Annotated in this window: 24 protein-coding genes and 1 rRNA gene; 4 read left to right on the forward strand and 21 right to left on the reverse strand. The window is 54.1% G+C overall.

What is annotated here, in order from left to right; translation table 11 throughout:
* Positions 1–26: 26 nt before the first annotated feature.
* From nusA to LY85_RS11165, 3 genes are all read right to left on the reverse strand, one after another.
* Entirely contained in the window at positions 27–1,085 is a 1,059-nt protein-coding gene (nusA, locus tag LY85_RS11155; protein ID WP_038326213.1) for a transcription termination factor NusA, read from the reverse strand.
* On the reverse strand, positions 1,082–1,582 hold the full coding sequence (rimP, locus tag LY85_RS11160; protein ID WP_141826695.1) for a ribosome maturation factor RimP: 501 nt from the start codon (positions 1,580–1,582) through the stop codon (positions 1,082–1,084). The genes nusA and rimP overlap by 4 nt, the downstream gene beginning before the upstream one ends.
* A gap of 124 nt (positions 1,583–1,706) precedes the next feature.
* Positions 1,707–2,243 (reverse strand): stage V sporulation T C-terminal domain-containing protein, encoded by a 537-nt coding sequence (locus LY85_RS11165; protein WP_038326215.1) that lies wholly within the window; start codon positions 2,241–2,243, stop codon positions 1,707–1,709.
* A gap of 289 nt (positions 2,244–2,532) precedes the next feature.
* Here LY85_RS11165 and LY85_RS11170 point away from each other — a divergent pair, with 289 nt between their 5' ends.
* Positions 2,533–2,985: a hypothetical protein gene (locus LY85_RS11170; RefSeq protein ID WP_141826696.1), complete on the forward strand. Its 453-nt coding sequence runs from the start codon at positions 2,533–2,535 to the stop codon at positions 2,983–2,985.
* An 82-nt stretch (positions 2,986–3,067) separates the two neighbouring features.
* Here the strand turns inward: LY85_RS11170 and LY85_RS11175 are convergent, their stop codons facing one another.
* The 10 genes from LY85_RS11175 to LY85_RS11220 form a co-directional block, all read right to left on the reverse strand.
* On the reverse strand, positions 3,068–3,658 hold the full coding sequence (locus LY85_RS11175) for an Rnf-Nqr domain containing protein (RefSeq protein WP_038326217.1): 591 nt from the start codon (positions 3,656–3,658) through the stop codon (positions 3,068–3,070).
* Positions 3,655–4,302 carry an Rnf-Nqr domain containing protein gene (locus LY85_RS11180; RefSeq protein WP_185741192.1) on the reverse strand — a complete coding sequence of 216 codons (648 nt, stop codon included), beginning with the start codon at positions 4,300–4,302 and terminating at the stop codon, positions 3,655–3,657. Before LY85_RS11180 ends, LY85_RS11175 begins: the two co-directional genes overlap by 4 nt.
* Positions 4,292–5,269 carry an RnfABCDGE type electron transport complex subunit D gene (locus LY85_RS11185; protein WP_243122535.1) on the reverse strand — a complete coding sequence of 326 codons (978 nt, stop codon included), beginning with the start codon at positions 5,267–5,269 and terminating at the stop codon, positions 4,292–4,294. Before LY85_RS11185 ends, LY85_RS11180 begins: the two co-directional genes overlap by 11 nt.
* Complete coding sequence (locus LY85_RS11190; protein ID WP_141826699.1) at positions 5,266–6,294, reverse strand: 4Fe-4S dicluster domain-containing protein; 1,029 nt, start codon at positions 6,292–6,294, stop codon at positions 5,266–5,268. Before LY85_RS11190 ends, LY85_RS11185 begins: the two co-directional genes overlap by 4 nt.
* A gap of 16 nt (positions 6,295–6,310) precedes the next feature.
* Positions 6,311–6,955 (reverse strand): ribulose-phosphate 3-epimerase, encoded by a 645-nt coding sequence (gene rpe, locus LY85_RS11195; protein WP_038326218.1) that lies wholly within the window; start codon positions 6,953–6,955, stop codon positions 6,311–6,313.
* A 220-nt stretch (positions 6,956–7,175) separates the two neighbouring features.
* Positions 7,176–7,469, reverse strand: a complete 294-nt coding sequence (locus tag LY85_RS11200) for a hypothetical protein (protein ID WP_141826700.1) — start codon at positions 7,467–7,469, stop codon at positions 7,176–7,178.
* A gap of 62 nt (positions 7,470–7,531) precedes the next feature.
* Complete coding sequence (locus LY85_RS11205) at positions 7,532–7,834, reverse strand: hypothetical protein (RefSeq protein ID WP_141826702.1); 303 nt, start codon at positions 7,832–7,834, stop codon at positions 7,532–7,534.
* Between the two features lie 159 nt (positions 7,835–7,993).
* A complete protein-coding gene (locus LY85_RS11210) occupies positions 7,994–9,214 on the reverse strand; it encodes a ubiquitin-like domain-containing protein (protein WP_141826703.1) in 1,221 nt (406 codons plus the stop codon).
* Positions 9,215–9,852: 638 nt separating this feature from the next.
* Complete coding sequence (locus LY85_RS11215) at positions 9,853–10,500, reverse strand: pentapeptide repeat-containing protein (RefSeq protein ID WP_141826705.1); 648 nt, start codon at positions 10,498–10,500, stop codon at positions 9,853–9,855.
* A gap of 10 nt (positions 10,501–10,510) precedes the next feature.
* Entirely contained in the window at positions 10,511–10,879 is a 369-nt protein-coding gene (locus LY85_RS11220; RefSeq protein WP_141826706.1) for a helix-turn-helix domain-containing protein, read from the reverse strand.
* Positions 10,880–10,973: 94 nt separating this feature from the next.
* Between LY85_RS11220 and LY85_RS11225 the strand changes: the two genes are divergently transcribed.
* Positions 10,974–11,369 (forward strand): pyridoxamine 5'-phosphate oxidase family protein, encoded by a 396-nt coding sequence (locus LY85_RS11225; protein ID WP_141826707.1) that lies wholly within the window; start codon positions 10,974–10,976, stop codon positions 11,367–11,369.
* Between the two features lie 158 nt (positions 11,370–11,527).
* On the opposite strand, the gene rpsI is transcribed toward LY85_RS11225, so the two are convergent.
* Both rpsI and rplM read right to left on the reverse strand, forming a co-directional pair.
* A complete protein-coding gene (gene rpsI, locus LY85_RS11230) occupies positions 11,528–11,929 on the reverse strand; it encodes a 30S ribosomal protein S9 (RefSeq protein WP_038326224.1) in 402 nt (133 codons plus the stop codon).
* 15 nt (positions 11,930–11,944) lie between these two features.
* On the reverse strand, positions 11,945–12,373 hold the full coding sequence (rplM, locus tag LY85_RS11235) for a 50S ribosomal protein L13 (protein ID WP_141826708.1): 429 nt from the start codon (positions 12,371–12,373) through the stop codon (positions 11,945–11,947).
* 345 nt (positions 12,374–12,718) lie between these two features.
* Here rplM and LY85_RS11240 point away from each other — a divergent pair, with 345 nt between their 5' ends.
* The gene (locus tag LY85_RS11240) at positions 12,719–13,267 is read left to right on the forward strand and encodes a biotin transporter BioY (protein WP_185741193.1); all 549 of its coding nucleotides are present in this window, start codon (positions 12,719–12,721) and stop codon (positions 13,265–13,267) included.
* Positions 13,268–13,776: 509 nt separating this feature from the next.
* Here LY85_RS11240 and LY85_RS11245 read toward each other — a convergent pair.
* Complete coding sequence (locus LY85_RS11245; protein WP_141826710.1) at positions 13,777–14,004, reverse strand: helix-turn-helix transcriptional regulator; 228 nt, start codon at positions 14,002–14,004, stop codon at positions 13,777–13,779.
* 9 nt (positions 14,005–14,013) lie between these two features.
* A complete protein-coding gene (locus LY85_RS11250) occupies positions 14,014–14,310 on the reverse strand; it encodes a helix-turn-helix transcriptional regulator (RefSeq protein ID WP_347562437.1) in 297 nt (98 codons plus the stop codon).
* 21 nt (positions 14,311–14,331) lie between these two features.
* Here LY85_RS11250 and LY85_RS19315 point away from each other — a divergent pair, with 21 nt between their 5' ends.
* Positions 14,332–14,493 (forward strand): hypothetical protein, encoded by a 162-nt coding sequence (locus tag LY85_RS19315; protein WP_156103926.1) that lies wholly within the window; start codon positions 14,332–14,334, stop codon positions 14,491–14,493.
* Between the two features lie 40 nt (positions 14,494–14,533).
* Here the strand turns inward: LY85_RS19315 and aroF are convergent, their stop codons facing one another.
* The 4 genes from aroF to LY85_RS11270 all read right to left on the reverse strand — a co-directional run bounded on the left by aroF (position 14,534) and on the right by LY85_RS11270 (position 18,342).
* On the reverse strand, positions 14,534–15,550 hold the full coding sequence (gene aroF, locus LY85_RS11255; protein ID WP_141826711.1) for a 3-deoxy-7-phosphoheptulonate synthase: 1,017 nt from the start codon (positions 15,548–15,550) through the stop codon (positions 14,534–14,536).
* Positions 15,551–15,719: 169 nt separating this feature from the next.
* A 5S ribosomal RNA gene (gene rrf / locus LY85_RS11260) occupies positions 15,720–15,836 on the reverse strand.
* A 173-nt stretch (positions 15,837–16,009) separates the two neighbouring features.
* Positions 16,010–17,626: a putative ABC exporter domain-containing protein gene (locus tag LY85_RS11265; RefSeq protein ID WP_141826712.1), complete on the reverse strand. Its 1,617-nt coding sequence runs from the start codon at positions 17,624–17,626 to the stop codon at positions 16,010–16,012.
* Positions 17,623–18,342 (reverse strand): ABC transporter ATP-binding protein, encoded by a 720-nt coding sequence (locus LY85_RS11270; RefSeq protein ID WP_038326233.1) that lies wholly within the window; start codon positions 18,340–18,342, stop codon positions 17,623–17,625. Before LY85_RS11270 ends, LY85_RS11265 begins: the two co-directional genes overlap by 4 nt.
* Between the last annotated feature and the right edge of the window lie 5 nt (positions 18,343–18,347).

Here is an 18,347-nt window from a genome sequence, read left to right on the forward strand (position 1 = left end):
TCATACACCGCCTGTTCCAAAAGAATTTACTTCTGCTCTTCCTCGCCGAAGAAGCCGCTTTCCGGCTTGATGTCTATCTTCCAGCCGGTCAGCTTGGCGGCAAGGCGGGCGTTCTGCCCCTTGTTGCCGATCGCGAGGGAAAGCTGGCTGTCCGGCACGGTCACGCGGCAGGCGTGGGAGCCGTCCTGCGCCGGAGTGACGGAAAGGACGTCCGCGGGCGACAGCGCGGAGGCGATAAACTGCGCCGGGTCCTCGCTGTACTCCACAATGTCGATCTTTTCGCCGCCCAGCTCGTTTACAATATTGGAAACGCGCGCGCCGCGGGAGCCGATGCAGGCGCCGACGGCGTCGACGTCCGGGTTATGGCTCACAACCGCTATTTTTGTGCGGGACCCCGCTTCGCGGGAAACCGCCTTTATCTCCACCGTGCCGTCGTAAATCTCCGGCACCTCGGTTTCAAACAATCTTTTGACCAGATCGGGGTGGACGCGGCTGATCATAGCGCGCGGGCCCTTCTCGGTTTCTTTGACGTCGACCACGTACACCTTGATGTGGTCTCCCTCCGTCAGCTTTTCATCGCCGACCTGTTCGCTCTTGGGCAGAATGGCCTCGGCCTTGCCGATCATCAGGGTCGCCGCGCCCGTGCGGGGGTCGACCCGCTCCACCAAAGCGCTGACCAGCTCCTGATGCTTGCTCTGGAACTCCTGCATCATCTGGCCGCGCTCGCCGTCGCGGATGCCCTGCCGGATGATGTTGCGGGCGGTCTGCGCCGCGATGCGCCCGAATTCCTTGGTGTTCAGCTGAACGCCGACCACTTCGCCGATGTCCGTTTTCGGGTCGATTTCGCGTGCGTCCTCCAACAGAATTTCTTTCCCCTGGTCGCTTATGTCCTCAACGACGGTCTTGCGCAGATAAACTTCGAACGTCCCTTTTGCCGGATCCATGTTTATCACACAGTCCTCGTTGCCGTAGCTGTTTTTGCAGGCCGTGACAATCGCCTTTTTAATCCTGTCGAGCATAAAGTCGACCGGAATGCCCCTTTCTTTTTCCAACAGAGCAAGGGCCTCGAAAACTTCGCTGTTCATTCCTCAATACCTCCAACAATATCATCATCCACCAGCCGCACCGACGAGGCATCCCTGGCGGCGAGTGAAATCGTTACTCCTTCCTCCGTTTGAAGGACCATGGTATTCTCCCGATAATCTTCCAGTACGGCGGCCAGCTCGCGCCGCCCGTCCTCCAGGGGGCGAATCAGCTTCACATGCACCACGGAACCCAGAAACGCCCGAAAATGTTCCTCGCGCACAAGCTCCCGGTCAATGCCCGGGGAGGAGACCTCCAGACAGTACGACTGGTCGATCGGGTCAAGTTCGTCAAGCGGGCCGTTGATCGCGCGGCTCATGTTTTCACAGTCCTCAATGCCCACGCCGCCCTCTTTGTCAATAAAAATCCTCAGAAACCAGTCGGCTCCCTCTTTCAGGAAGCGGACGTCCCAGACGGAAAGCCCCAGCCCGGCCGCAATCGGCGCGGCAAGCTTCCATACCGTTTCAACGGTATTTCCGTTCTTTTTCTTATAAGCCAACCCTGTTCACCTCATAATACAAACAAAAGAGCGGGTCGCCCCACTCTTTCATCCTTCATAATATTACTTATTTATAATATCACAACAAAACTGCGAATGCAAGGGGGAAAAGTGAATAATACGCTTATTCCTCCATCTGTTTCCCCAAGAAGGATGCCGCGACCTGCGCGAGCTTGGTTTCACTTTCCGTGGGAACCTCGTCGCCGTCGTTTCCGAGCAGGATCACCGCCCCGGTCACGTCGCTGGAAGCGATAATGGGATAAACGACTTCCGCCGTCCTGTCCACACCCTCCACGGGCCGGAACGCGGATTTGCCCTTGCTGATAAAGTTCGTGCGGCTCTGCATGCATTCCTCAAGCTCGGGGGTTACGCGGCGCTCCAGAAATTCCTTGCGCGAAACGCCGGCCGCCGCGACGACATGGTCGCGGTCACAGATAATGGCAGGCGCGTTGATCGCTTTGCTCAGCACATCCGCGTACTGCCCGGCGAAGGTGGAGAGCTCGCCCACAGGCGAGTATTTCTTAAAAATGACCCCTCCCTGCGTATCGGTAAAAATTTCAAGCGCGTCGCCTTCGCGTATGCGAAGCGTGCGGCGTATCTCCTTTGGGATGACAACGCGGCCTAAATCATCAATTCTTCTGACTATTCCTGTGGCTTTCAATTTTTATTACCTCCTGTGCGGTGTTGTCTTTGCTTATTATCCGCAGGAATTTCTTTGCTATACAGGATTTGACAAGGATGATTTTGGGAAAATTTTTTCTTTTTGCTCCCACGGGCTGCACTGCCCGCTGGAAATCCGACTTTTCTTCCACAGCTGCGTCAAACAAATCCTTCTTTTATTGACGGGCCTGTGTTTATCTTTCGGGAAAATACGGTAATACTTGTAAACGGAAGGAAGCCGTACTATAATAAATCATAATAAGCTTTCCCGAATAAATGGAGGTTTTACATTGAAAAAACTGATAAAATTATGCGCCGCGGTTCTTGCGGCGGCAGCCCTGTTCGCGTTTACGGGCTGTTCGGCGCGCACGCCGGTTACGGCGGACGAGTTTAAAAAGCAGGCGGAAGCGGCCGGGTTTACGGTAACGGATTCCTCCGCAAGTGCAAACGCGGAAAAATACCTGAGCGCAATCAAAAGCGAGACCGGCACGGAGCTTGCGTTCCTTTCCTTCTCCTCGGAAAGCGCCGCTACGGAGATGTACACAAACCTCAAGTCGAGCATTACCTCCGGCACGGACGGCGACGCGAAGAACGTCGACTCCTCCTCCTATAATAAATACACCCTTGTAAACGGCGAGCTGAACCACATTCTGGTGCGGATGAATAAAACCATTGTGTACGGCAAGGCGACCACAACCTATAAAAACCAGATCGATGACTTTTTCAGCGCGATTAAATACTGAACCTGTTTCATAAGGCTCCCCTGACAGACGCGAACGCAGCGTTTGTCAGGGGAGCCTTTTTTGATGTGTAAATATCATCAATCTAAAAAAGCTTTCCGCCGGTAAAGCCCGCGAAGGCCATGGACAGAATCCCGACGTAGATCAGCACGGCGGGCAGCCCGCTGAACGCTTTGGGCATATCCGGGTTCCTGCAGATTTCCGGCGTATGGGAAAAAACGAGGGCAGCCAGAAAGAACGCCGCGCCCGTGCCGAGGGCAAAGCCGAGTGCATCCGGCAAAGCGAGTTTCAGGCTTTTCAGCACATACGGCATGGAGAGCACGACCGTATTCATCGCCGCCGGAGCCAGAATCTGCCCGTATTTTCTGTAAAACTGTGCGGAAAAGGTTTTCAGGACAAACGCCGCGATCAGATAGGCAGCCGCGCTGCAAAAAGCCAGCAGGGCCGGCCGCAGGACAATCAGCATTTGACTGCCCGCAAGCAGCGGGCTGAGAAAATAAGCCGCAGCCATGGAAATCAGCGTAAAGACCGTTACAAAAGCGGAGTACATTCCGAGCATTTTCGGCCTGCGCCCCGCGCGGAGCACGCGGCTGAACCCGATCCCTCCGGCAAACAGGATATTTTCCGTGCTGACCGCCAGAAGTGCGGTCAAAAGCATCTGTACAAAGGTGTTCATATGCGGGGAACCCTCCTTCTACCGGCTTTTTTACTGCGCTTTTCATTTACCCACTGGACGAACGCGGCGAAAAACCCAAGCAGGAGGAAGCCGAAAAACGGCAGGGAAACGCCCGCGTCGGCGGTGCCGTACACCCCCATGTTGGTGTGCCACAGGCTGCCCTTGAGCCAGAACTCCCGAATGGCGGCGCTCAGGCAGATGACCGCGGCAAAGCCGACGGAGCACCCCAGAGCGTCCGCGGCCACCGCCCAGCCGATATGGGTGGGCGCGTAATCGTTCGCGCGGGAAAGGATCATGGAGTTGCAGATCATCAGGGCGGCGAACATGCCCAGAGCAGTCACCGACCCGGGAAGCAGCTTTTCCGTCAGCCACGCGGCGGGCAAATACAGAACCGCGGAAGCCGTCAGGACCAGCCCCGGACGGATCCACAGGGGGATCATTTCCCCCACCAGACAGAGCAAAAGGGTCAGCGGCAGGGTCAGGAACAGAAAGAGAAGGGACAGCTCAACGGCGTTCCTCAGATTGTAGCCGCCCGCAACGATGGGGTAAAGCCCGAGAGCACCGATCAAAACAGGGTTTTTAAAAAACGCCCCGTTAAAAAAGATCGTGCCCGTTTCGCGCAGCAGGGTTTTCTTATTCGTCATACGGTTCATCCCCCAGTCTCAGCGCCCCCAGCAGCAGAGAATCAATCTGCGGGGCTGCGGCGTTGGCAATGATGACGGCGAAGACAGCCCCCTGCTCAAACGCGCCGAAGCGGCGGAACATCATCACCAGAAAGCCGGCAAAGGCGCCGTAAAAAATGCGTCCCGGTATCCTGTGCGGGGCGGTCACCGGGTCGGTGACCATGAACACGGAACAGAAAAGCAGGGACCCCGACATCAGCTCGTACTTCACAGAGGTCAGCGGGTCGCACGCAATTCTGGGGAAAAACGCCGCAATCAGCACGGCGACAGCCAAAAAGGAAACCGTGATTTCCCACCTGGCCGTGCGCTTCAGGAACAGGAAAAGCCCGCAGGCGCAGATCACCAGGATTCCGGTCGTACCCAGCGGGCCGGGAAACACGCCCCAAAGCATGTCGAGCGGCAGGATGCCCGGCTTCAAACCGCTTTTTAAAACAGCGGCGGGCGAACGGGCCAGCACCGCGGTAAAATCCTGATACGGAGGAATCGTCTGAGCGGCCGCCGGATCGAAATAAGAAAACATCTCCTTCGGCCAGCAGAGCACGGCAAAGGCGACGCCGGACGCCGCCGGATTAAACGGCGTATGCCCGATGGAGCCGAACGGCATCTTCGCGACCAGAATCGCAAAGGCGGCCGCCGCACAGGGCAGCCACAGGGGGGCGTTGAGAGGCATCAGCATGGTGATCATCATTCCCGTGACAAGGGAGGACCCATCGGAAAGGCTGATGCCCTTTGTCTGGATCAGGCTGAACGCAATCTCGCAGACCGCACAGGCCAGCATGGTCACGCCCGCCATCACGAGCGGGCGCGGCCCGTAGTGCACCGCGGGCAGAACGAGCAGCATGGCAAGCGCGAACAGCACGTCGCGCATCATGGAGGCTACGGAGGCTTCGCTTTTTACAAAAGGAGCTCTCGCTTCATTTAACGTCAATCGAAGTCACCGCTTTTCTTATATGCCGCCGCCTTTGAAATGGCGGCGCGCAGATCGATTCCGGAAGGGCAGGCGACGGCGCAGGCCGAACAGCCGATGCATTTCTGCACGTTCAGCATCCTGACAGGGTCCGGGCTGGCGCTTTGTATCTCTCTCAGGACCTTCCACGGCACAATGCCGCGCGGGCACGCCCGCTCGCATTTTTCACAGCCTATGCAGGGATAGGTCTTGTTTCTGGGAGGCTTTCGCAGTGCGATCACACAGCGCGTTGCCGCCGTGACCGGCTCGGACAGGTCGGTGACGGATTTTCCCGTAACGGAAGAACCGGTGATGACCACCTTCGTCTTTTCGCTCGCTTCGCAGGCGTCCAGCAGAAATTTCAGCGGCGTGCCGATACGCACCCGCAGATTCCGCCAGTGCTCCACCCCGTCGCCCGCCACCGTCACCACGGTAAAGCTCTGGGGTTCGTTTTCGTCCACGGCGGCGGTCAGCGCCAGAAGTGCCTGCGCGCCGACGTACGCGGCGTTTTTTCCGGAAGCGTACAGCTTCCGTTTCAAGAGCACCCGCGCCGGATACCGTTCGCCCGCAAGGATCAGATCCGCCTGCGGGTTGATTTTCTGAATCACACGCGCTTCCCGGGAAGTCGCCACGGCGATTTTGTTCTCCGCCGCGCCGCACGCCCGCGCGGCAAGCACCAGCCCGGCGATCATCGCGTGCGTATTTTCCCGCAGCGTCGCCATGGCGCTCGTCGTACAGGGGTCCTCGTCAAAGCAGCAGGCCACGAGCATATCCGGTTTCAGCCGGCGCAGCCGCCTCAGCTTCTTGTCGAGCGCCGTACCGTCGAACTCGTCGACGATCCCGGCGGCCTCGGCGGCGGCGATGATCCCGCCGGCGTCAAGCTTCCCCTTCCGGGGCGGAAGCGGATTCGGCTCCTCAACGTCCTCCGGAACGGGAAGATTCTTTATTTTATGTCTCAGCGAAGCTGATTTTTGCTGCTCCAGCTTTACGCCGCGCTGCAGTATCACGCCGCCACCCCCGTTTCTATTTTTGCCCGGCCGCCGCTTTCAGATCCCTGATCGCCTGTGCGGCATCCTCCGCCTTGAATACGCTTGTCCCCGCCACGCACACATCCGTGCCCGCCTGTGCGGCCGTCCGGATCGTGGAGGGATTGATCCCTCCGTCCACCTGAATCAGCAGCTCGGGCCTGCGGGCTTTCAGGACACGGATCTTTTCCATCATGTCCTCCATAAAGCTCTGGCCGCCGAATCCCGGCTCCACCGTCATGACAAGCACCATATACAGCTTGTCCAGATACGGGAACAGCACTTCCGCGGGAGTGCCCGGCTTCACGGACAGCGCCGGCTTTGCGCCGCCCGCACGGATGGCTTCCAGCGTTTTTTCCGTGTCGGACTTCGATTCTATATGAAAAGTAATAATATCCGCTCCGGCGTCTATAAAATCAGGGACATACCGGAGCGGTTCCTCGATCATCAGATGCACGTCAAAAGGTTTTTCCGTAAATCCGCGCACGGCCCTGATCACCGGCGCACCGAAAGTCAGGTTCGGCACAAAATGCCCATCCATTACATCCAGATGGATCCAGTCTGCGCCACAAAGGTCCATTCTTCTTACTTCATTTCCAAGCTGTGAAAAATCCGAGGAAAGCACCGAAGGTGCTATTAGCATATTGATTCCTCCATTGCTTTTTCCTTTATTCTACCCTAAATAGATTGTTTTTTCAACTTTTTCAGAACCGGTTCCCTCAAACTTTATAGTGCCTGCCGGGAACGGATTCCCGGCAGACGATCTATAATGAAGCGGTTTAAATATTTGCCCCGCACTCTATTGTATGCATGAATTCCCATTTTGGCAGTAAAAAAGCTCCGCATCCGCGAAGCTTTTTCCGCTATTTCTCATCGTGGCCGGAGGGGTCGTCCCCGGGGGCGTCTCCCTTGCTTTTCCTGCTTTCCCTGTAATAGACCACACAGGCAAGCACCAGCGCCGCCGCGGTAAGCCCGCGCAGCACCCAGCCCCAGGCCCCGGCAAACGGGTTAACCGCGAGGGCGGCATCCGCAAACCACCATCCGCCCAGAAGGATAAAGAACGCGCCCAGCGCGTAAAAAACACGGTTTTCCCGGCTCATCCGGAAAATCAGGATCAAACCGACGGCAACCCACATCGCCGCATATACGTAAGGCAAATCAACCGCTCCCCGCTGTTATGATATTTTATCATAATATGAATCGGGATTTCTGTCAATCGCTACGCGCAGGTTTTCTCGACTCTGCGCAGCCTGCCCTGTGCACGCTGGGGATGCCTGTGCATCCGGCGGCGGCGTACGACGGCTTCCCGCCTGAGCTGTAAAAAGCAGCAGAAGGCTACGACGGCCTGCAGAACAAACTGGACGGTCTGGAACAGCCAGTTCCCCTCGCCGGAGAGAAGAGAGAGTATCCCCATCGCCGCGGTCATCCCCAGCAGCGCGCGGCCGGACTCGGTCTGCGGCCTGAATTTTTTGGCCATGATGCCCGCCGCCAGCAGCATGATTGTTCCCGTAAAAAGATTCATCGTTTTATCCCCCCGGCCCCAAAACCGTTCATATGTTCTATTTGTTGTCCTTATAATAACACATATGTTCTATTGAATGCAAGCCTTCTTTTTCAAAAAAATTGCGCGGGGACATCCGCGGGACAGCAAAAAAGAGCGGGGTTTCCCCCGCTCCCTGTATTACAGAACATAAATATTCATTTTACGGTTTCCGAACTGCCGGCACTGCCCGACCGTGTTGAAATACAGGTCGGCGACAATGCGCCCGTCCATTACCCCGCCGCCGGTATCCGCCGCAATGGCGTAACCGTAAACGACCTTGCCGTCCGGGGAGCAGATATAAAGCCTGCTGCCGTAGGGGATGATCTTCGGATTAACCGCGACCAGGCCAAACGCCGCCGCCCGCCCGGTTGAGGTTGTTCCCCCGCCGGTGTAGCCGGTGCATTTTCCGGTAACGTATTTTTTATAGGAAATGGTCTTTCCGTTCTGGTCGGTAATCGTTCCGTCGCCGTTGATCACGGCGGCGCCCGCCGCTTTTTTCTTTGTTCCGACCACGGTCACCTGATCGACCGGCTGTTCCACCACGGTGGTGCTGACGACCTCGCTGGCGGCAACCTTTCCTTCCACCAGCTTCTGGCGGGTAACCACGGACTGGCTGCCGGCTTTGCCGGAAGTCTTGACCTTGATCTGCCCTTTATAAAGGCTGGCGCTGTTTTCGTTTTTATTTTTGAACGCGACCGGCTGGATGCTGGTCACTTCCTTATAGATCACCCTTGAGACGGAAATTTGCATTCCCTCGCTGACAGGGGCGTTCTTCTCCACGTTGACAAGGTCCTCTGCGCCGAGGGAAGTCCCGGCTTCCTCAAGCGCCTGGGCGACTGTGCCTTCGCCGGTGACCACGGATTTCGTCTGCCCGTCCGCCGTAATGCTGACGGTAAATTTTCTTTTTACCTGGATGTCCGTTTCCTGCGTAACCTTTTCAGCCGGCTTCGGAGTAACCACATCGTTTGCTTTCAGCGTTACCGCCGCCGCAGACAGCGCCTGCGCCACCGTATCGCCGTAGTGCAGCGCAACGGTTTTTACATCGCCGTCCGCGCTGATATCCGCCTGAAATGCAGTTCTCACAGTGATAAGGATTTTCCCGTCCGGGGTCAGTTCGGGGCTGCGCTCAACAATATCGTTTTCGCCGTGCTTAACATTTGCCGCGGCAAGAATTTCATCCGTCCCATCATTGAACAGCTGTACGGATCTCTTTTCTCCGTTATAATCGACCACTGCGTTACGCGTTACTGCCGCCACCGTGATGACGGAACTGACTGTAATCACAATCATCATAGCCAGAGCAACCACTCTTTTCATCGAGTTTTGCAGACAGGCCGTATTTCGTGTAAAAAATTGCATTTGTTCACCCTTTTCCCTGCTTCGGCGGGGTAAATATGGGCCTTGCCCACCACCTTGCCGAGCGTCAGTTTTTAGAGCATCTATCCAATGGCGTAATTATATTCACCTAATGCATAATTGTCAAATTAGCATTGGTCGCAAATTTGTAGATATTGCACAAAGCCTTTCCAGCAAATATTCGGAAATTCCGCCTTAATTTTCCGTGTCGGCACAAATACTCCTTTTCTTGCGCTTTCAAAGAAAGCCTTTTCTGTGCAAAATGCAAGAAAATCAAAGTTACAAACTTGTTACAAATATTACAGCATTGTTTACACTGTAAAGAATTGGGTTTTTCGGCCGCTTTTCCACCGTTTTTCTGAACGATCGGTTAAAATCAGCGGCTCTGCGCCTGAGTTTCTGGCCATTATGAACAGTGTTTCAAAACCTGTCGTTTTTGATACAATTCCGCCTTTCCGCCGAAGGGCGGTACGCTCCTGAAAAACCGGTTTTCGTTCATTTTCGCTGCCTGAATCCGGCGCCGAAAGGCACAACGCAACCACACTATATATAGTATATGAAGGCCGTCCAAAAAGAGCGCGAACTCTGCCGGAAAAATGCTATATATAATGAAAAGGGACTCCGGTCATCCGGAGCCCCTTTTACCGTACAATCAATCCTAAGTATCGCGACAGGTCGCAGGCCTGTACCGCAGTGACGACCGCACCCTGCAGCTCCGGCCCGGAAAGCAGGATTCCCGCGATTTCACAGGTTGTGAAATCGATCCCTTTAAGCGGTGCGTGAAGAAATTCCGACCGGGTCAGATCGCATTTCTGAAACCCGGCTGACTTGAAGGCACACAGCTGAAAACTCGCGTTTGAAAAGTCGCTTTCCGCAAAGCGGCAGCCCTTCATTTTCACTGAGGATAAATTTCCATAGGTACAGATGCATTTTTCTATGGTGACGCTTTCAAAAGACGACTCTGAAAAATTGACGCCCAGCATCTTGCAGTTTTCAAACCGCACCCTGCGCAGCAGGCATTTGGAGAAATCGGCATTGGAAAGATCGCAGCCGCTGAAAACGGCATCCGCAAAATAAAGGCTGCCAAACCTGCTTTCCGCCAGGCGGCAGTTCTCGAAAAAACATTCCCGAATGTCGGTGCCGCAAGCCTCCATGCCGTTTTGCACCGCGTTCCGGAAGCGGTAACCTTTCACGTCCCGCTCTCCCTCCTGTGCCTGCCGAAGGGCTTCTTCCAGGGTTTCCATTTCCGTTAACTGCTCAGAGAGCTTTGGTTCTTCCGTTTTTATCATTTCGTTTCCATCATTCCTTTGAATTTTTTGTCCCGGCAATATTCATTTGCTCCGTTCCCCAGGCGGCCAGCTCGTTCAGCGCCGGCATCAGACTTTCTCCCGACCGGCTCAGGGAATATTCCACGTGCGGCGGTATTTCCATGTACTGGACCCGTCGTACCAGCCCGTTTTCTTCCAGCTCCTTCAGGGACTGCGACAGCATCATGTTGGTGATTCCGCAGACGCACCGTTTCAGTTCATTGTACCTTAAAACGCCCTTGCAGCTAAGCGCCCACAGAATCGGAAGCTTCCATTTTCCGCCGATCAGCCGCAGGGCATACGTGACCGGGCATTTCCCGATTTCTTCTTCCCGTTCCGCTGCATTTTCCCCTATACTCATAAAATCCTTCCTTAGTCATAAAAATCTGCATACTTGTATTTTTCATTCCTTATTTTATAATAATATCATAAACAAATACGAAGGAGCAATGATTATGGACGAAGTTCTTCAATTTTTAACCGAAAATCCCACCTTTTACCTCGCCACGGTGGAAGGCAACGTTCCCAAAGTCCGTCCTTTTGGGTTCATCATGAAATACGACGGAAAACTCTGCTTCTGCACCAACAACGGAAAAAATGTGTATAAGCAGATGAAGGAAAACCCCAATATTGAGATCTGTACGACCAGCAAGACCAGCGAATGGCTGCGCCTGAAGGGAAAAGCAGTTTTCTGCACCAGCAAAGAAAGCAAGCAGGCCGCGCTGGCGGCAGCTCCCTACCTTTCCAGTATGTACCGGGTAGACGACGGTATTTTTGAGGTCTTTTCCATTGACGAAGCGGAAGCCACTTTCAGCAATATGAAGGGCGAATCCAGAACCGTTCGCTTTTAACAGTACCCCGACAGGCCTATTAAAGCCGAAATACAGTAATGATTAGGAAGGTCCCCGCAGACAAGCTGCGGGGACCTTTTGATGTGACGGAACCGAAACGCCTTGAAACAGAGAAAACCCGCACGGATACAAACACCGTGCGGGTAAAATTGAAGAAATTATCTCTTTGAGAACTGGGGTGCGCGACGGGCTGCTTTCAAGCCGTACTTCTTGCGCTCCTTCATTCTCGGGTCACGGGTCAGGAACCCGGCCTTCTTCAGAGCAGAACGCAGATTCTCGGAATCATACTGAAGCAGCGCTCTTGCAATGCCGTGGCGGATTGCGCCGGCCTGGCCGGTTACGCCGCCGCCGGCTACGCGGCAAACAACGTCGAATTTCTCATTTGTATTGGTAAGAACCAACGGCTGACGGACGATCAGCTTGAGGGTGTCAAGTCCGAAATAATCGTCGATGCTTCTGTCGTTGATGGTCACTTTACCGGTGCCCTGGTAAACTCTTACGCGGGCAACGGAGCTTTTTCTTCTGCCGGTTCCATAGAAATATGGTGCTTTCTCGTACATATTAATCCTCCTCCCTTACAGTTCCCAAGCCTGCGGCTTTTGAGCGGCGTGAACGTGTTCCGCGCCTTCAAACAGACGAAGTCTGGTCATGGCGGCACGGCCGATCGTGGTGCTGGGGATCATGCCTTTTACGGCAAGCTCCATCGCCTTGCAGGGCTTTTCACTCATAAGGGTGTCGTATCTGACAGCCTTTAAATGTCCGATGTAACCGGTGTGGTGATAGTAAAATTTCTTTTCCAGTTTCTTTCCGGTCAGCACGGCGTCTTTGCAGTTGATGATGATCACATGATCACCGCAGTCAACGTGCGGAGCAAAGGTTACTTTGTGTTTTCCGCGGAGCAGAACGGCGGCCTGTTTGGCGACGCGGCCCAGCGGTTTGCCTGCTGCGTCGAGCACATACCACTTGCGCTCAACTTCGCCGGCCTTCGGCATATAGGTGGACATAGCTTATACCTCCTGAATTTTATCTGAAAATATCACAAAACCCCGCCCTTTTGGCAGGGCTGCCTTTCTTAAAAAAGCGCGCCGAAAAGCGGCGCAAAGGAATTGCATGTATGATACTACCACAGGAAGGCCGCCGTGTCAAGAGCGAAGTGCGATTATTTTAATTTAGTTGATGGTTTTCTCCGGTTTTCACCTGTTTTTGGCCTGTTTCTCGGCGTCGCTCCCCCGTCATTTCACTTTTTACAGCTTTTTGCCCCTATTGTCAACCTTATAAAAACAACAAGGTTGACAATTTAACAAATCCCGCCTATACTGAAAACAAATTCATTGATATGGGAGATGCTTATGAAAACAAAACAGCTGACTTTGACCGCGTTGTTTACCGCGCTTACCATCCTGTTTGCGCAGCTGATCCTTCCGCTGTCCTTCACCCCGGTTCCGTTGTCGCTTTCCCTTCTGCCGGTCTATCTTTCCGGCGCGATTCTTCCGAAACGGTACGCCGTATACTCCCAGCTTGTCTACCTTCTGATCGGCGCTGTTGGCCTACCGGTATTTGCCGGATTCAAAGGCGGTCCGGGCGTGCTTTTCGGGCCAACGGGCGGATTCCTCATCGCCTATCCGCTGATGGCCTTTCTGACCGCGTGGATTCTGGAGCTTCTTAAGAAAAAGACGCTCACCTCCTGCGTTCCGTCCATGCTCGCCGCCCTTGCCGTGTGCTATCTGTGCGGTTCCCTGTTCTACGCGTTCGCAGGGCACGTCAGCTGGCTCAAATCCCTCTCCGCCACGGTTTTCCCGTTCGTTCTTTTCGATCTGATCAAGGTCGCCGCTTCTGTTTTACTCGCCCCGGCGATCAACAAAACGTTGACAAAAGCAAGCCTAATACAAACCGTATAATGGTTTGGACCTGCCGCTCCGGAAAATCCTACGGCGATGCTTCCAGCAGGCTTACGTTAAATCATGAGCGAGCTGCTCCGAAACTCCCTCTGTCGCGCCGGGCGCGACACCTCCCTCAAAGAGGAAGGCAGGGGATTCTGTCCTTTCCACGAGAAATTTTAATCTCCGTTTCCGTTCCCCCCGTCAATGAAAACCATAAAGGTATCGTATCTCATAGAGGTGTTTTGGGGATACCAGGGGGTGCAGGGGGATTTTATGGAGCACTCCCGCCGTTACTTAGAACGACGGAATTAGCGACCCATTCATCTTTTTGCTTGCAGTCGAGTCCGCCGTAGGCGCCTGCCGACCGGCAGGTCCCCGCCCGGCCTGAGGGCAGACCATGCGGTCGGCAGGCGCCTACGGCGATACTCTCAGGCAGCTATCTGTTGAATTGCGGCGATGCACTAATGAGGCAGGCGGAGACTCCTCCCGTCGCGGACCCGCCCGGCGCGTGGGCGGAATAAGACCCGTTATAAAGCCCTTTTCTTCGGATAGGGCTTTTTTTCGTCGGTAAGGCCCAGAAGATAATCCACGCTTGTCCGATGGTAATTTGCAATTGCGATCAGAATTTCGGTTGGAATATCGTTTTCGCCTGTTTCATATTTTGAGTAGCCGGTCTGCGACATCCCCAGTATTTGAGCAAATTCTGTTTGCGACAAATTATGATCTGTTCTTAATTCACGAACCCTTCTATACATATAAATTCCTTATTTCTCTTTTCTGGGATAAGGTTGGATTTTTTCCGTCAGGCCCAAAAGATAGTCCACACTGGTTTGGTATATTTCAGACAATTTAACCAGTATTTCGGGGGACATTGCGTTGACTCCGTTCTCATAGGCGGAATAAGTCCTCCGATTGATAAACAGCAAATCGGCAACATGCTGTTGTGTCCAGTCCCGGTCTTCTCTCAACTCTCTAATTTTATTATAGATCAATATTCTCACCCCAACCTGATTATAAATGCCAGAATTCCTGCCATTGACTTTTGGCAGAAATTCTGGCACAATAAGATCGAGGTGATAAAAGTGGAACCTTATCGGGAAATGTACTATCTTCTATTTAACCGTGTAACCGACGTTATCCGCGATTTGCAGGACGCTCAGAAAGAGACGGAATCCCTTTTTCTGGAAAAGGGCCCGGAGCATCCGATTTCCGCGCTGCGGATTTATCCGAAGCATAAAGATTAGTCCATAAAAAAGGCGGCTGAAAATTCAGCCGCCGGAATCGCTATTGCATTTCTCTTCCTATGACCTGCGCGAGCGCTCCCACCTTCTGAAACAGGGAGGCGTAAGCCTCGGGAGTGAGCTGCTGTGCGGCGTCGCTCATCGCGACCTTGGGGTTGGGATGCACCTCGATAATCAGCCCGTCGGCGCCTGCGGCGATTCCCGCGAGCGACAGGGACGTAATATACTTTGATTTTCCCGCCGCATGGGACGGGTCGATAATAATCGGCAGGCTGCTGCGTTCCTTGACCACCGGCACAGCGGAAACGTCGAGCGTATTGCGCGTCGCGGTTTCAAACGTGCGGATGCCGCGTTCGCAAAGCACAACATTGTAGTTGCCCTCGCTCATAATGTACTCCGCGGCGTCCAGCCATTCCTCCACGGTCGAGGAGATGCCGCGCTTGAGCAGCACGGGGATTTTAGAGCGGCCCACTTCGCGCAGCAGACGGAAGTTCTGCATATTCCGCGCGCCGATCTGAAGCATATCGCAGTATTTTCCCGCGGTATCGATCTGGTCGTGCGCCACGATCTCGCTGACCACCTTCAGCCCGCAGGCGTCCGCGGCTTTCCGCATCAGCTTCAGGCCTTCTTCCTCCATTCCCTGAAACGAATAAGGGGAGGTTCTTGGCTTGTAAGCGCCCCCGCGCAGAAAATGAGCGCCCGCCGCCTTTACACCCACAGCCGCCTGTGTAATCTGATCCTCGCTTTCCACCGCGCAGGGACCGGCCATCATCACCAGCTTCTTCCTGCCGATGACCTCTTCCCCCACCTGTACCACGCGTCCGTCCGGGCACATCTCCCGGCTGGCCAGCTTATAGGAATGCATGATGGGGACGCATTTTTCAACGCAGTCCATCAGCTCAAAATCAAATCCGCCGAGCTTCGCCTTATCGCCCAGGACGCCGACAATCGTCGCCTGGGAACCGGTGGAAAGGTTCGCGCCAAGCCCATGATCTTTTAAGGCCTCTATGACTTTCTCCACGTCCTGTTTCGTGGACCCGTTTTTCATTACAATAATCATGATTTCATACCCTTTTTTCCGCGTTACGGAAAATCTTCCTGTAATACGCTTTCATAACTTTATGCTTTAAACCGTTAAACTTATTATACCTTTTTCGGGGGGAAATTGCAAGCCCGGAATCCCCGGAGCATAAAAAAACAGCCACCCTATTGGGTGACTGCTTTTATCATGTTGGCACCTTCCTATTGTCCCGGGCCGTTACCAGCCAAGTATCTTCGGCACCAGTGAGCTTAACTTCCGTGTTCGGGATGGGAACGGGTGGACCCTCACCGTCATCAGCACCAACTTTGTTCAGTTCTCGCGACGACTTGATTATAATACCACCATCTCCGACAAAATGCAAGTGTTTTTTAAAAATAATTTAATTTTTTGTTACATGGGAGTAAACTCGATTCTATTTTGGACGGTTTTTTCGGCTCTTATACACCGAAAACACGAATTTTTAAGGCTTTTGCAAGCTTAACTGTTCATTTCGGCGGAACTCAGCATATTGCGGCAGGCTGCAAAAATCCCGATGGATACCAGTACATTGCTGATAAAAACCGGCAGCCCCAGCAGCGTCAGGGGAATATTTTCAACAAGGAGATAAAGCGCAAGGCTGATTCCCGCTCCCGGCAGCAGAAGGACAATCAGCATCAGCATGTAGGCAAACATCAGCAGTCCCTTATTCACCAGCTGGCCGAATATCCGCTGGGAAAGGACGTTACCCGCGGTATAAATAAAGCCCATGGAAGCATAGAGCAGCATACAGACGAGCGCGGTAACAGGATTCGCGCGCAGCATGACGCCGAGCACGGCGAAAATGATCACGCCGTCTACAACCGGCGTCAGAAGCGTCGTCAGGCTGGCCCAGAACAGCTTTGCGAACGGTTTTTCCGGTACCAGGTAAATATACGGCTTCATCAGCTCCAGCGTCCAGTCGCCGGCGGCATTGAAGAAGAACTGGATATAGCTGCTCATACTCAGCGCAATCACCAGAATGAGGCCGCTGGGCATCCCGTCGTCCCTCGCTCCGCCGCTGATCGCCCTGAGCACGAACGCCAGAATCACGTTGATCGCCAGCAGCACAATGCTGGTGCCACGGAGAAACGGGATACGGTTTTTGCGTTTCATTTCACGGATATGCTTGAAGAAAAAGACGCTCGCTCCCCATCCGTGCCAGATACCCGTGTCCGTCACCCGGCGGGGCTGGGTGTTCATGCCGCGCACTCCCGCCGTCTTTCCGTCTTTCACTGCCTGTTTCAATTCAAATGTGCTTTCGGTGGTCTGGAGCACATCCTCATAATAATCCGAATTGCTTTTGGCAAACAGAAGGACGCTCCCCGCAACCACCGCCGCGTTCAAAGCCGCGAATACGGCGGCGCGCACGGTATCCCCGTTCATGATGGCGAACACCATTCCCTTGATCCATCCGACCACCGGCGCGAATTCCAGATACGGCGAGGCCAGCGCGGCGAAAAGCGACTGCTGGTTGGCACCGTGGAACCAAAAATTACTCAGGGTAAACGCCACCATCATCCCGATTTCCGCGTACAGCACCGTTTTAATCCACCCTGTGCGCTCCGGGCGGCCGCTGGAGTAGCTGTAGACCAAAAGGGTAATCAGCTGAATAGTGAACACGATCAGCGCAATTCCGGCCACCAGCGCGACCATCTGCCAGACCGTAATCCCAAACAGGTTAATCGCCATTCCGGCGTAAAACATCAGAAAAATCATCATAAAGATGCTGGAGGCCATCTGCTTGACAAGGCCGTAGGCAAGTATTTTTTTAGGGGAAATAGGCGAGACAAACAGGAAATTCACATCGGACATTCTGAAAAAAGTTGCCCCGCTTTTCAGCCCGCTCAGCACACTGGGGACCGTAATCAAAAAGAGAATGGCAAAATAAACCCCGTGCAGGATCCCAATGTCCAGGTAGCTGCCGGGTTCGCGGACTTCCCGTTCCGTTCCGTTTAACAAGGAGAGCCCCAGCATTGCCGCCAGAAACAGATACAGAATCAGCCTTGCCGGGTGGTGCAGCAGGTCGATCACGGCGTTTTTGATTTCCTTCCGGATCAAATACAGTATCGCTCTCATCGCGCATCCCCGCCTGTCTGCGCGCCTTCCGTAATGGAAAAGAACAGCTGTTCCAGATCCTCGCCGGTGCTTTCTATTTCCGCGCGGGTGCGGACCGCAGCGATTTTTCCGTCCATCATAATCAGGGCCTTATCCCAAAAGTCCCGCACACTGTCCAGCATGTGCGTGCTGACCAGAACGGCGCAGCCCTTTTCCCGCAGCTCCGTCAGCATGGTTTTCAGCTCCTTGATCGCGTGGGGGTCCAATCCGATCAGGGGTTCGTCCATCAGAACCACCTTTGGCTCAGGAAGCAGCGCGCAGCAGATGCTGAGCTTCTGCTGCATCCCCTTACTCAGCTCCTTGCCCAGCTTCTTGCGCTTATCGTCCAGCTCCATGCGTTCCAGCAGCGTCCTGGCTTTATCCTTCCAGTCCTCCACCTTATATGCACGTGCGATAAATTCCAAATGCTCGTAGACCGTCAGCGTTTCAATCGGCGCCGGTATTTCCGGAATATAGCCGAAATTCCGCTTTGCCTCCACGGTTTTATTCGGATATCCGCAGACGGCGATATTCCCGTTAAAGCGCAGCAGCCCCGCGATACATTTGATCGCCGTTGATTTTCCTGCGCCGTTGGGGCCGATCATCACCGCGATTTCGCCCGGATCCACCCGGAAATTCAGATGGTCGTTCGCCAATGTATTTCTGTATTTCTTTGTTAAGTCTAAAACTTCAAGCATTGCTG

Origin of the sequence: Clostridium sp. KNHs216 (assembly GCF_006714885.1) — a bacterium.
Classification (GTDB): domain Bacteria; phylum Bacillota; class Clostridia; order Oscillospirales; family Acutalibacteraceae; genus Caproiciproducens.